At 42.5% G+C, this 13,820-nt stretch carries 8 protein-coding genes; 6 read left to right on the top strand and 2 right to left on the bottom strand.

The genetic code is table 11. The annotated features are described in order from the left end of the window. From AAIG39_RS02680 to AAIG39_RS02670, 3 genes are all read left to right on the top strand, one after another. On the top strand, nt 1-2,052 hold a 2,052-nt coding region (locus tag AAIG39_RS02680), incomplete at its 5' end, for a hypothetical protein (RefSeq protein WP_343193138.1). Nucleotides 2,053-4,305: 2,253 nt separating this feature from the next. Further along, complete coding sequence (locus AAIG39_RS02675) at nt 4,306-5,031, top strand: hypothetical protein (RefSeq protein ID WP_343193137.1); 726 nt, start codon at nt 4,306-4,308, stop codon at nt 5,029-5,031. A 27-nt stretch (nt 5,032-5,058) separates the two neighbouring features. After that, nucleotides 5,059-6,513 carry a hypothetical protein gene (locus tag AAIG39_RS02670; RefSeq protein ID WP_343193136.1) on the top strand — a complete coding sequence of 485 codons (1,455 nt, stop codon included), beginning with the start codon at nt 5,059-5,061 and terminating at the stop codon, nt 6,511-6,513. 419 nt (nt 6,514-6,932) lie between these two features. Here AAIG39_RS02670 and AAIG39_RS02665 read toward each other — a convergent pair whose 3' ends face one another. Next, nucleotides 6,933-7,421: a MarR family winged helix-turn-helix transcriptional regulator gene (locus AAIG39_RS02665; protein WP_343193135.1), complete on the bottom strand. Its 489-nt coding sequence runs from the start codon at nt 7,419-7,421 to the stop codon at nt 6,933-6,935. A 135-nt stretch (nt 7,422-7,556) separates the two neighbouring features. Here AAIG39_RS02665 and AAIG39_RS02660 point away from each other — a divergent pair, with 135 nt between their 5' ends. Beyond that, the gene (locus tag AAIG39_RS02660; RefSeq protein WP_343193134.1) at nt 7,557-8,711 is read left to right on the top strand and encodes an MFS transporter; all 1,155 of its coding nucleotides are present in this window, start codon (nt 7,557-7,559) and stop codon (nt 8,709-8,711) included. Between the two features lie 212 nt (nt 8,712-8,923). On the opposite strand, the gene AAIG39_RS02655 is transcribed toward AAIG39_RS02660, so the two are convergent. After that, nucleotides 8,924-10,567, bottom strand: a complete 1,644-nt coding sequence (locus AAIG39_RS02655; RefSeq protein ID WP_343193133.1) for a hypothetical protein — start codon at nt 10,565-10,567, stop codon at nt 8,924-8,926. A 611-nt stretch (nt 10,568-11,178) separates the two neighbouring features. Here AAIG39_RS02655 and AAIG39_RS02650 point away from each other — a divergent pair. Continuing rightward, nucleotides 11,179-12,198, top strand: coding sequence for an alpha/beta hydrolase fold domain-containing protein (locus tag AAIG39_RS02650; protein WP_343193132.1), 1,020 nt, complete (start codon nt 11,179-11,181; stop codon nt 12,196-12,198). Nucleotides 12,199-12,408: 210 nt separating this feature from the next. Continuing rightward, nucleotides 12,409-13,713 (top strand): type II restriction endonuclease, encoded by a 1,305-nt coding sequence (locus tag AAIG39_RS02645; protein ID WP_249572710.1) that lies wholly within the window; start codon nt 12,409-12,411, stop codon nt 13,711-13,713. Nucleotides 13,714-13,820 lie beyond the last annotated feature (107 nt).

Below are 13,820 nucleotides of genomic sequence, written 5' to 3'. Positions count from 1 at the left end.
GGTCTTTACAGGATAAATGAAGGATATATACCAGGAAAAGATTTTTTTCCGTACCTTGGGCTGCTTATAACATGGGTTCTATATCCTATATTTTTGCTTGCTGGTGGCGATATGAGCGCATCAGTATTTGCAGCACACTTTATGGTTTTCTTTGGATTGTCGTTTTCATTATTTGCATTTTGCTATTTCTCAAGAAATTCAAATGCAGTGATCTCAGTGATTTTCTCCCTGTTTTGTTCTTTCTTTATAATTTGTACTTTTGATACGTTAAATATTGTTTTATTTGAGAGGGTGACCCCGGGAAATAGCCTTAGGCCGCTCAGAGCTTTAATATCGCCTGCCGCATTTGTATTTATTTTTATTATAGTAAATAAATTGACAGATATTAAAAGGCAAATTTTTGCTGCTTCTTTTATATGTGGCGTTGCGTTATCATGGAGCAATGATTTCGGTTATCCAACGGCCATGATTAGTGGTCTGCTGTATATTTTTTGCCTTAAGCGTCAAAATTCATTAAATATAAAAACATTTTTTAGTTTTGGGTCTATGTGCGTAATATGGTATGTGTTGTTATCAGCGGCAATGACGTTTGGACATGTCATTTCAATGATAAAGTATAACATAGACATTGCATCTGATCAGGGTTGGTATTTTGGACCGTGGTCTGACTATAACCATGTGTTTTCTTTTCCAGATCTAATTAACAACTTCTTAATTCCCGCTATAGGATGGAAATTATTCGCTTTGCCATTTTGTGTTGTTTTATATTTAAAAAGTAAAAATATAAAGCACATTTTTCAGCTCTCTATAGGGATTTCTCTGCTGCTCGGGGCAATAATATCAGCAGTTGGAGGGCATATTGATTATGAATACGCTAATGCGTACAATTTTTGGTGTTACTGCTTGTGCGTGATTTATGTTCTAAATTTATGCATTCACTTACTTAACCTAAGGAATCGTTTTCCTTTATTTGACGCTCATTATAAATATGTTCCACTTTATGTAATATTTATTGGTTCTGTTGTTTTATTATTCACGGCAGGTGTTACAAGTCAAAAAATAAAAGATGCAAAAGTAAAACATGGCTATTTTTTTTCCGATAAGCTTGGCGGTTATGTTCCTGTAGAGTGGCGTACATATCTTAATCAAGATGCAAAAGATAAAAAGGTAGTAGAGGATTACTGGGGGCTTTTTAGCGCGTATAACAATCTTTTTTCTGATGCGCCAACTGACGCGATCATTCACGCCCTTGGTAAAAAAAGAATGCTTTTCAATGAGTCTCTCAAAAATGCAGATGTTGCAATTACAGTGAATCCATATACTGCCGGGGGATGGCTTAACTGGTTGCTTAGCTCCAACTGGGACTTCTATGGCTATATTTTAAAAAATTATCGCCTTGAGCAAAGGTTTATTAACACAGATATGTGGGTAAAGGATGCGCCCAAAACATGGGAAGAACAAACATGTTCTGTAGTTAATAATACTGTATATTTGAATGATGCGAAGCAAGGTTATTATGAAGTATCCATAACATATGACCTATCAAAAGCGAAAGGGTTAGGGTTCTATATGATTAAAAATAACCTTAACAATGCTATAGGTGCTGGCGGTTATGTGGCGATTGATAAAAACAAATCCGTCTTTAATTTTCCTGCTTATATAAATGGCGACACTAATGACTCCAGAACTCTTCCTTTAAGGCCCACAGGTGATATTACTGGGATAAATATCAAATCATGTGCCGCAAAAAAAATAATTGATGAGTCTAATGAGTGGTTCCCATCTTCATATGGGGAACGTATTGTTAAGCTTCTGAACTTTACTGATCAAAACTGGTTAAACGGAATTAGCAGATCCATGCCTGGATTCTTTCTTATGAGTTCGTCTGGTATTAATATCAAAGAAGGCGATTATGTGACGTTTTCTAATGGAGAAACACGTAAAGTTATGCGAGCATGGCGTGCCGGTGACTTTATAAATATTGAACTCAGCGGAGCATCTTTGGATGGGGCGATTGTTGGATACCCAAATGCAATACGTATCAACCACTAAAGCATAATAACTGACATCCGCTTCCTGTTGAGGATAACGACACGAAGCGGGATCATGGCTTACGTCATTAATGACGATGGCTGAGTGGGTTCGAGGATTCACCTTTCATGTGATTCGAAGCAAATAAAGGAAGAGAGAATGCATGTGACAAGAATGTGCCACAAAATTGACACATAGTTGCAAACAACGAAAAAAATTAGCAAATCCAATACGCTGTGGCTGGCTTGTGGTTCGGGAAATTACATTGTTATCTATGCAGGCACTGCTCCGTCAGCATCGGTTTCGCTTAACGGAACGCAGGATTTGGATTTGGGAAACAATACGGTATACGCATCATAATGAAATGGGCGCACAAGCGCCCATACTTATTTACTTGCTAATCGCTCTTGATTTGCACGTAAATGGCTTCTCAATTAAAAGCCATTCAGCTGTCGCAAGCATTATGGTTATAATTATTGACAGCAACATTGATGTATAGAAGCCAGGATTAAATTTTTTGCCACTATCTGCTAAACAGGTCAACCACAAATATAAATCCTGTGAGAGATATCAAACCTGCCTTTCACAATAAAATCTTTAACGTTAACTCCGAGCGCTAAAGTTGTAAATGTAATCGATAAATAACCTACTATTAATATCTCTTTGCTTCCATATAATATGTAAAACAATGACAAAAAAATAGTTGATATTAATAATTTTGTTTTTGGATGGTTGCATGATTCAATAGTCATTGACATTAAAGAACCGAGTGAGAAACACAGCCCAAATGAAATAATCCATCCTGTGTTAATGCTGTACAATGAAAGCGTTTTTCAGCCTCACCGAGTAACACGTTCAGGACACATAGTGCAAGCAATATTATTAATGGCGTCTTCCAGGATTTATTAATTGAAAGAAATGCATCAATCAGAATGTAACACATGAACTCTATGGAAAGCGCCCACAACGTTCCGTTGATAGGTCCGATAAATTTATAACTATCAACAATGCTAGTGATATTACCAGACAACAGGAAAGCAATTCTTGAAATGTTGATGTTGCTTCTTTGCTGGAAATATAATTGAATACATTGTCTTTATAAAAGGGGGCGAGAAAAAAAGACCATCAGAAATGCGCACATTGTCAGTGCCGGAAAATCCTTCTTACACGCTTTTTCTTAAAGCCAATATATCCACCAGTGCGAAGATATGACTATATGACAAGAAACCCAGAGATTGAAAAAATATTAATACGCTCAACCCGCCAGGCGAAACAAAACCGAGAATTGGCCTTCAGGAGCACCTATAAAAAACATGATGATGACTAAAAATAACAAGCAACGCGGTCATTTGCCGGAGCGTGTCAAAAAAATTATTCTTGTGCATGAGTATTTTCATTCCGTTATTCAAAAAATTTAACTTAAATTATTAAGTGCGAAGGCATCATTCTATCATCACTATTGGTTTGCGTTAACGCATACGTTGCTTTTGGGTGTGCAGCGCCAGATGGAGCAGCATGCAAAGAGGTAGTTTTGGAAGCGTACACCATCAACGACACGCGGACGAGTGAGTTCGACGACTGTCCGATCATGTAACTTGTTGTGATTCAGTTGTGCCATAAATGTGACATACACTAGAAGTTACTATACATTCTCTTTCTTTATGTGCCATTAGCATTGGCTGTGTGAATGCGGTCAATGCTCGTTAAAACATGCAGTTACATGTGGTGCTTCTGATTCGTAATGCGAAGGTCGTAGGTTCGACTCCTATTATCGCACCATCTAAATTAATACCTTACCTGAATTTCTGAGTCGATTTGAACGCCGAGGGTTATACCGGGGTTACGTTTCACTGTGTTGATCTGAGTCTACCGACCGGGTGAACTGGCTCGAATCGCTATCGTGCATTAGGGATTGATTGCGTTTATTCATTAACGCTATGTAGGCTTAATTCAGCGACTTGAGCCTGAAAGTGTTAAGCGCCCGAGCAGGGTCAAGCGCAAGCAATGAGTTGGATGAATAAACTTCACCATATCCAGCCTGCGTTCTTCGTCTTCAGCCCTGGTAATAAACGATTGCGGACGAGCATCCCGTGACAAAGGGCTATGATCAGTACAGCCATAGTCAGTTGAAGAAAATTTAACCACTGGATTGCCATGCTATAATGGATTCGTTGTATACGGACCGGGTAAACTCGTTTTTTCCATGCATGTGTAATGTTCATACAAGCCAATGTCGACACCGATTCACCTAAAGGAAAGTCAGGAGGTTGCGGTATGTATGCAAAAGCAGAGAAACCAAAAACAAATAAACATATCTCTGTTGCTAATTCTGTGATGCAAAAGAAAAAACAAGGTACGCGTGGTGTCGTCCTGGCTGATAATCGGCCATCAGTCATATCCCCACAGCAACCAGGTTCAACAGTCATCCAGTTGAATAAAAAAGATAAAAGAAAGCAAAAAAATAGAGAAAAGCAACAAATCTTCAAAAGACGGCAGAACCTGAAAAATGCATTCCTTAATGCGCAGGATCCTTCTTCATTAAGAATACAATTTGCCTCGGAATTTAAGGGTGATGAGTTGGCAATGGCTAATCTCAATAATGCCTGGAAAGATTTTCAAATAAAACAAAATAGTAAAAGTGATAAAAAGTATAGAGCGGAATTAATGAATAGTCTTATGAAGGAATTTTCTCTGGTTCCAGAAAAGGATTGGCTTTCTGATAATGTTGAGGTTACTGACGAATCCGATGGAGAGCAGGAGAGTCATTTAGCTGGAAAGGAATCAGGTCTTTACGAAAAGGGTAGTTTAAGTCGTCGATATGTTTCAGTTAAGAAATTAGGGGACTATAAATCACAAGGGGAAATTCTTGCCCGATTAGTAGAAAAACGACCGGAGTATCAACAGTTGGCTATTAATCTCGCCTTGCATAATTTTCGCACAAGTTTAGGGGGAGGGCGGCCTCAGTTTAGATTTACCGGCCATGTTTCACCGTATAGTTGACCGTTTGAAGATATCTTTTCGGAGAATATGATACGCCTGTTGAGGGAAATCAGGAGCGCGGGTAAAACAGGTCTTAATACTCCGGTCGAGACAGACACAGCGGAAAAAGATGTTCCTGAAGTGGCTTATATGTTGCCTGAAAAATATGTACCGCCTACAAAATTTGCAGTTACTCTTCCGGTAGACGAAGCTGGATTGCAAGAGCGTATTGCACAATCCCCCAATAAGGAATTAAAACCATTCATCGATTCATTTTCAAATATCGGCTCGTTTGGTTTTAGTGAGCGTAGTAAAACCTCTTGGAACGCCGAGGTTGGTGAAGCCGAAGGTACACGCCTTTCTTTGGGTGAGGGCATCAGTACCGCAATGTATGTTCACCTGCAAAATCTTGTAAGCCTGGTAAGTGACAAGATGGAGGTTTACAAGAATTTCGGCAGCCCTGACTTAAAGGTACTGAAGGTGCACGCGGTTGATGAAAGTCAGTTAAAAGTGAGAAGGGCAAACCATCTAAGTGAGATGGAAGACCTGATCGCCAGGCTGAAACAATGTGTTGAGAAGGGCCATGAAAAAATACTCGGGATATTAAATAAGCATCGCAAGTTTTTTAAAAAAGAAGAAGAAAGCGAGCATGACAATTTCATCATTAGAGAATCTGATCTCTGGGAAGAGCTCGTTCATGTAAGTACTCTGCTGTCAGAGCAAAAAATAAATACTGTTTTGAATGGGAGGCATTATAGAAAAATAAATCACAGTAAAACAACCGAAGATATAAATGTAAATGGTGAAATAATGAGGCGTCATTTGTTCTCGTCGGGATCGAAAGCTGCTCATGAATTATATGAACATCTTGGCGGGCGCGATACTAATATTAAGCAACGAAAAGGAAGCTTGAATACATACACGCCATATTTTGAGTTTTATCTTGGCAATGAATCTCTTTTGACCAGGGGAAGCCATCCTGAGAAAGAGAATATGCAGGCCTGGATTAATCTCTCAGAGAATGCGCATGATTTATTCTTTGAAGGTGGTCGCATTTTAGATATGGATGCTGGAATATCTGCATTGTCATCTTCTATTCTAAAATATATAAAAGCATTAGGGAATAATAAGTCATCGTTAAAGTTAGTCATAGATTACACAAAGTTTGGCTCTGATTTACCCAAAAGTGAAATATATCCTTTACTTTCTGCACTCAAAAACAAACTTGTTTCTTCTGAACTAATTTCTTCTGTGTATTATTTAAAATCTGCTTTGAAGTATAATACAGGCGCTATTGAACGCTACCAGTCTGGTGAAGTATTGAGTTATGAAAAAGAGGAGAACTCAGCGGGTCTGGAAAACAGAGCCGCAGAATCATTTGAGGAAAATCCACAGTTAACACCCGGATCGGCTCTAAATGGACATTACATTGATCTTATGCGTAAGGTTGACATACTGGCAGATCATATATTAACCCTGAGAAGAAAACGTCTGGTGGGCTAATTTTCTAAGGGGAAAGGCCTGGAGTTAATCAGGCACCTCTTTTGAATTTTTTCCGTTCTTTGTCAGATAAATATAGAACAGTTTTAAGAGTCTTCCCCGGGTGAGAAAAATATTACTGTCACTTTCATTAACACTCTTTCTTACTGGTTGCCCGGGAGATAATTTCGCCCCTCATTTGTACCAGTTACATTAAAAGATCTTCCGGCAGACTCAATTTTAAATAAAGGCTTTCATAACGCGTGTATCAGAGAGACATTCTGATTCGATCGCGTGCGATGTCCCCAGTACCTTAATGTGGTTCCCGCTGTGTAGAGATATCGGCACATGAAATATCGCTTCACCGCCTGAGAGAGTGGATGGCCTTTGATGTGTACCCGGCCTTATTGATATTAGCGAGCACCGCAATCACCCCCGCAATCTCAGTCCGGAAATGTCAGTAACAGATCCTTTAATAGTGATTCAAGCTGCTGTCGCTGAGCGTCGGATAAGTTGGCCAGTATCGCGTTTTGCGTTTCAGTGTGGACGGTCAACGCTTGTTCGATACGCTCTCGCCCGTAGGATGTCAGACTGACCAGCGTGCTGCGTTTGTCATCGGGATCATTAATTCGCTCAATAAGCCCTTGCTCTTCCAGATGATTAAGACGATTTGTCATCGCGCCGGAAGTGACCAGCAGTGATTTATATAGCTGTGTTGGCGAAAGGCAATAAGGCGCACCGGAGCGGCGCAAAGTGGCAAGAACGTCAAATTCTCCATCCCGAAAGCCGAACGGCTCAAGCGCCTGGGCGCGCATCTTTCCCAGATGCTTCATTACCCTCAACATCCGGCCAAAAATTTTCATTGAAGAGGCGTCCAGTTCGGGCATTGCGCTCTCCCACTGGCTGACAACGAAGTCTAAATGGTCATGCATGTTCGTACCTTTATCAGGGTTATTTATCGAGTTGTGCGGTCCATCTTACACAAGGACTGCATTTATCTTAATGTTAAGATAAATGCTCGCGGCATTTTTTTGTTGGAGCAAACAGATGCCTATAAGGAGATTGTTTTGAAACGTATTGCCTCTTCGCCCTTAATGTTCGCATTTATCGCCTTTTTGATCGGGTTGAATCTTCGCCCCATTCTGGCTTCCATCGGGCCGTTATTTCCGATTTTACAGCGTGAAGCAGGGTTATCTGCCACAGAATTCAGCCTGCTAACCACTCTGCCGGTAGCAATGATGGGGCTGGTTGCGCTCAGTGGGCCATGGCTTTTAGCCAGGACCGGTGCAGTTCTGGGTATTACGGCAGGGCTTTCGATCCTGCTTTTCGCCTGTTTATTTAGGGGGTTTAGCACGTCACTCACGGGGCTTATGAGCACGGCTTTAGCAGGTGGAGCCAGTATTGGCATGATCCAGGCGTTAATGCCAGCCCTTATAAAAAAGGAATATACGCAATCGGCCAGCACTTTTATGTCGCTGTTTAGCACCGGTATTATGGCTGGCGCGGCGCTGGCTGCCGCCACAGCCGAGCCTTTATTTACCCGACTTGATCTAAAGCCTACGCTGGCAATAGCCGGTTTGTTAGCGCTTTTTGCCCTGATATTTTGGCTGTTATGGGCCAGGCACCGCCAGGCAGGAAAAGCGGTGTCCGCAGAGGTTACCTTATCGTCATCCCGGACGTGGTTGTTACTGGTGTTTTTTGGCATAGGGACTGGCGCCTATACCCTGGTTCTGGCGTGGCTTCCGCCGCTCTATATCCAGGCGGGTTGGAGCGCACGCAGCAGCGGGTATATGCTCGCCTGGCTTACGTTAACCGAAGTTGCGGCTGGCTTTGCCATTTCAGCCCTGATAACGCGATTTCCTGACCGCCGTGTTCCGCTGCTCATCGTGTTATTGATGCTGTTGGCAGGGCTGATGTGTCTTGTATTTTTTCCGGGCACCACGCCAGTTGTGTCAACATTGCTACTCGGTAGCGGTATTGGCGCGCTGTTCCCGCTATCACTCATCGTGACATTTGATCACGCGCGAACGCCGGCCGAGGCAGGGAAATTACTGTCACGGGTGCAGGGCGGCGGATATCTCATTGCGGCGCTGATGCCATTAATCGCCGGTATCGTACGTGACAGCGGTGCGTCATTGACTAACGCGTGGCTCATTATGAGTGCAGGCGTCATCCTGTTGATGGCGATAGCATTACGCTTTAAGCCCATATTGGACAGGTAAAAAATAACGGCCTTATTCCCGCTCTGCCAGGTATCTTCTGCTTTGATATTATTTTTACTCTCAAAGCAGAAGATATCTGGCGATCAGATGGGCTTATTCGCAAACGACATGTGTATTTTCTGCGCAACCTTCGAGCCATGCTGAACTTTTTTTGTAGTGCCACGCGAGTGATGAACAACGAAAAATCACTATGCGTGGCCGTCTAAAGATTTTTAGCGGTGTCGTCGTATATATAATCGACTTTCTGAAATGATAATAATTAAAAGCATCGTTAAACTAATTAACCCAGGGATGATATAAATATTTTTATCATATCCCAGAGTGATGGTATGCATACCTTTTTCTACGTTCGCGCCTATAAAGCCACTATCTAAATATATTGGCTGTGTTTTTTTGTTATCAATCATAACATAATAACCAGAATACATAATATAAGGTAGGGTCAGGGTAGTCGATTTTTCTGCTTCAACGTTAAAATAAGGATATCCATTCTTAAAACCATTCGGTTTTTCAATAACAAAGGATCCTGCTTCGTTGAGTGATTCATGAGTTATTGGGAATTTAATATTATTGTTTACATAGTCACGGTATAAAATATTTGAACTATATTCTGGCGGCGTGGAAAAAATTGCACCGTGAATCGGGAATATGATTTGCAATGCGATGAGCATAGGTAAAATAATTAGCCAGCTTTTTGACTTATTCATCCATTGCAACACAGGTAGTACAGCATAAAGAGAGAGGATTGCAGTGATGCAACTCAATAATCTCCAGGAGAACTGTATTAGCTGTAATAAGGATATTTTTTCTGGTATCCAGTTCCATGAGAAAACAGGGCATAGCATTAATATAAGAATGCCAGCGATCAGCAGCATAGATCTTGATGTGCGCTCTTTATCAGTGAATAGTGCAATAAAACATAAGGCGATAAGTAAAATTCCAGGACTTAGAAATAAGCTATATCCAATCGTTCCACTTGTATTTTTCGTGGCAAATAATACATGCAGAATATTAACCCTGGTTTGATTTATAAACTCATAAGATTTCTGCATTTTGGTGAATGCAAAGATATCAGAGTAATGCATATGATAAAGCAGTGGCAACCAGTAAAAGCTGGAAATTATTAGACTAACCAGAGCTGATTTTGCCAGAAAAACAATGTTTTCTCGTGTAATGATTTTTTTAATATTTATCAACGAAAATATGAAAAAGAAAATTAACACAACGATGAAGCTGGGGATGTTTGATAATAGTATTAATGTGCAGGATAAAGGAATCAGTTTTCGATCTTTATCACCTGTTAATAATGCATTGCACCCCCTTATAAGCAATGGCATGAATGCCATTGCGAGACATTCCCCAACAGCAAATCTTTGGAAATAATTACATAAGAAATAACTTGAGCTAATAAAAAGTGTTGCGCTGATATTGCCAGCAGTTGTGGAGGAAAACTCCCGTTTAGTTGAATAGTATGCTGAAAATGCTGAGATTAGAATAATTGATCCCAGGGTGAGTTTCATCTGTAGCGCATTATTTTCAAAGCCAAACAGAAAAATTCTGCTTATAAAAAGTAATAAAGTACTCAGTGGGGGATAAAATGCTCCCCACGATAAACCGTACTGATTTTCTGTCCAGTAGTCAAAAAGGGGAGGAAATTGTTGATGGTCAAGCTGTGCATTGAGAGCTTGCATGCGTAATAAATGTGGTCCCCAATCATCGCCTCCCCATAAGTTATGGTGGAGCATTGGAATGAATAGAGCCGCTAATGTTAAGCTCAGAAAAAAGAACGACCACCGTTGAGTGGTCATTTTATCGCGCATCTCTCTTTCCATCATAGGTTGCAGTTTTACGTCCATAAAGGTCTGGGTCCACACAAATTTTGTGACTTTTGTGATACTCTACGGGATCAAATTATTACTTGTATATGATTTTTTCAAAGGTTTATCTACATACGTCCCTTTGTAATGCTCCGACAACAATGAATTGTTGTAATCTGACCCGTCTCGCTATTTTTCGACGTAATAGCATGGTTTTTTTCGTGTTGTGGATTTCGTTATTTATACAGTTGAGGACAGAAAAACCACGCAACCTACCATTATTACCTTACTCCACTACATAGTTGTTCCCTGCAACGTTTTCGGGGCGAGATTGCTGCGTAAATCGGATTATTCGCAGGCTGACGGGATCAGGTGTAATTACTTTTTCGCCTCGTTTATCGCCAGATGGTCGACAGTTATCTTGCACTGCAACCAGGCTGGCCTTTCTGAACCTCATTGAGCCCGTAAATATGAAGCTTGGTTCGTTACACTAAGCATCTGGTTGTAAAATCATCCGCGCCAGAAAATCTCACGCGCAACTCATCGGATTTTTGCATCAATTACATCAACTTCTTGCATTATTCATCGGTTAATTCGAATGATATCCTGCGTCAGGATCGGGAAAAATTACCCTACACAAGAAGGATATTATGAAATCAACTTCCCTTATTCTGGCGGGCTGTATGCTGTTGTCATCCGCTGTTTCCATGGCTAACCCCTTACCCGGATCAACCGAGGGCGCAAAGATAATGAAATTCACGCCGTCGCAGGATCAAATCGATTTATTCAGCAACGTGATTTATTCGCAGGTAAAAGATGGCGTAGCGATCAGGCAGCTCAGGATGTCACTGTTGGTGCCGCGCAATAATGATCTGAAACCGGCGATTGTCTACTTCCCAGGCGGTGGTTTTATGACTGCCAATCACGATAAATACATTGCGATGCGTATGGCGCTGGCGAATGCAGGTTATGTGGTTGCTGCTGCCGAATATCGTGTGATACCGGATAAATTCCCGGCTCCTCTGGTTGACGGGAAAACGGCCGTACGTTACCTCAGGGCACATGCCAAAGAGTACAACATCGATCCTGCCCGTATTGCCGTGCTGGGCGATTCCGCCGGAGGATGGCTGGCGCAAATGCTGGGCACCACCAATGGCGAAAAAGAGTATGACAAAGGAGATTATCCCGGGCAGTCATCTGACGTTCAGGGTGTCGCCACGATTTATGGCATCTCGAATTTGCTCAATATTGGCGAAGGTTTCCCGGAACAGATACAGCAGGTGCATCGCTCTGCGGCGGTGACCGAAGCATTACTGGTCCATGGTACGGCGTTTCGCACATTTGCCGGGGCGACTATCGACAGCGACCCGAAAAAAGCGCTCGCCGCAAGCCCAATGGGCCATATTTCCGGCCATGAACCGCCGTTTTTAATTATGCACGGCAGCGCGGATACGCTGGTTTCTCCGCAGCAAAGTGCGCAACTGTATCAGGCGCTGAAAGCCAAAAATGACACCGCTGAATATGTCCTGGTCGAGGGGGCGGAGCATGGCGATATTCACTGGTATCAGCCGCAGGTGATTGACCATGTTGTCGCCTGGTTTAAGCACACGCTGGGCGCACCGACAAAACAGAACGCGCCAGCGAAGACAGACAAAAAATCCACTCTGTAATCTCCGTTGTCCGACGCTGAGCCTGTCATTGATAGCCTTTTTATAAGGAGAGGGCAGGCTCAGATTATTTTACGCCCCCCTGCAAAAGATTGATGGACATCAATCACCGCAATGTCATGCCGCAGTTGAATGTCAGAGCACGTCTTATTACCCATTTCAATGGGTCACACCATCCTCTCAATGATAATTAAAGACAAACTGGTTATGGTTATGGCAAATGATGTTCTGCAACCTAAGTCAACGGATAAAGACAGAATCCAGCGTTTAATTCAGCGCTGGCGCAACGATCCCGGGGCCACGTATCAGACATGGTTTTTGTGGGAAAAAAGACTGAAAAATTTTCGCTCGATCCGCAGTGGTATTGCGGTGGTGGTGGATGAAATTGAGCAGGAAAAATTTGGTGTTGCCTATCGGGGATCTTCGCTGGAGACGATTGTTCACTCCATTGCGGAGCAGAAGCAGATCTTCAAAGGCGCCGACCACGCTTTTCTGTGGAAACCGAAACTGCGTATTCCTGATATTTATGAAAATAGCGCTAATCAGAAGGCGTTTGCCAGGCTTTTACATCAGTGTTCCTGTGCGGTGCGTGTGGACGATATTCTGGAGCACATCAATAACCTTGATGCATTGAAAATTAAAGGGCTGGGGCCGGCTGTTGCCAACTTGCTCTATTTTCTTCACCCAACGCATATCCCTCCCTTCAATACTGCGATAGTTAACGGTTACAACGCGCTTACAGGTGCGAAAGTTAAGCTGGGCAGTTGGCCGCATTTTCTTGCTATGCGTCAGGGAATCCTCGATCTGAATGAGAAATACCGCGATATGTTGTCAAATGATTTGGGCGCTATTGGCGGGTTACTTTTTGATATTGGATCAGGCCGCTATCCGGCACCACCTCTGGATGACTCGCCGACTGCCGACATGGACTGGAATGTATACCTTGAGGCAGTACGGCCACTCGCGACACCCAGCAAAGCGCAGATTCAGGATGGTGAAAATGAACGTACTCACACCGAAATTCAGGCGTGGTTGCGTGATATTGGCAAAGCGTTAGGGTATGACGTGTGGATTGCCGCCAACGATCATAAACGCCTTCATCAGGGTATTGCCTTGTCTACGGGGTGTTTAAAAACGCTTCCGGAAAGCATCCAGTCAGCTAAAGGTGCTGAGGCGACACGCCTGATTGATGTTCTGTGGCTGGCACCAAAGAGCGAGCAGATTGTCGCGGCTTTTGAAGTGGAACACTCAACGTCAATTTACTCGGGGATCTGCCGTATGCTGGATTTAGCGCTCAACGGCAATGATATGTCTGTCTCAACTGAGCTCTTTCTGGTGGCGCCTGATAGCCGTGAGAATGATATCAGGGGACAATTAAAGCGTCCGGCGTTCAGTCGTATCACTGATTTGAATATGGCCTGGTTACCCTACAGCGAGCTGGAAAAACATCGGGACGCCATCATGCGTTTTGGTTCCGGCATGAAAGCGATTAAAGAGATCTCTCACGCACTGTTATAAAGCCGATATAAAGGCGATGGTCAGGATCGCCTTTTACTTCCTTCTTTGCGAGATGCGATTAACCCGTATAGCTATTACGCAAAAGGATGGTATATCGTTTTAGGTAC

It is taken from the genome of Phytobacter palmae, from assembly GCF_039409775.1.
Lineage (GTDB): Bacteria > Pseudomonadota > Gammaproteobacteria > Enterobacterales > Enterobacteriaceae > Phytobacter > Phytobacter palmae.
This window is presented reverse-complemented; position numbering and strand designations above follow the sequence as displayed.

Excerpts from the sequence above, each read along its gene's own strand:
- AAIG39_RS02665 (WP_343193135.1), bottom strand. The coding sequence starts at position 7,421 with ATGCATGACCATTTAGACTTCGTTGTCAGCCAGTGGGAGAGCGCAATG.
- AAIG39_RS02670 (WP_343193136.1), top strand. The coding sequence starts at position 5,059 with ATGATACGCCTGTTGAGGGAAATCAGGAGCGCGGGTAAAACAGGTCTT.
- AAIG39_RS02645 (WP_249572710.1), top strand. The coding sequence starts at position 12,409 with ATGGCAAATGATGTTCTGCAACCTAAGTCAACGGATAAAGACAGAATC.
- AAIG39_RS02675 (WP_343193137.1), top strand. The coding sequence starts at position 4,306 with ATGTATGCAAAAGCAGAGAAACCAAAAACAAATAAACATATCTCTGTT.
- AAIG39_RS02650 (WP_343193132.1), top strand. The coding sequence starts at position 11,179 with ATGAAATCAACTTCCCTTATTCTGGCGGGCTGTATGCTGTTGTCATCC.
- AAIG39_RS02655 (WP_343193133.1), bottom strand. The coding sequence starts at position 10,567 with ATGGACGTAAAACTGCAACCTATGATGGAAAGAGAGATGCGCGATAAA.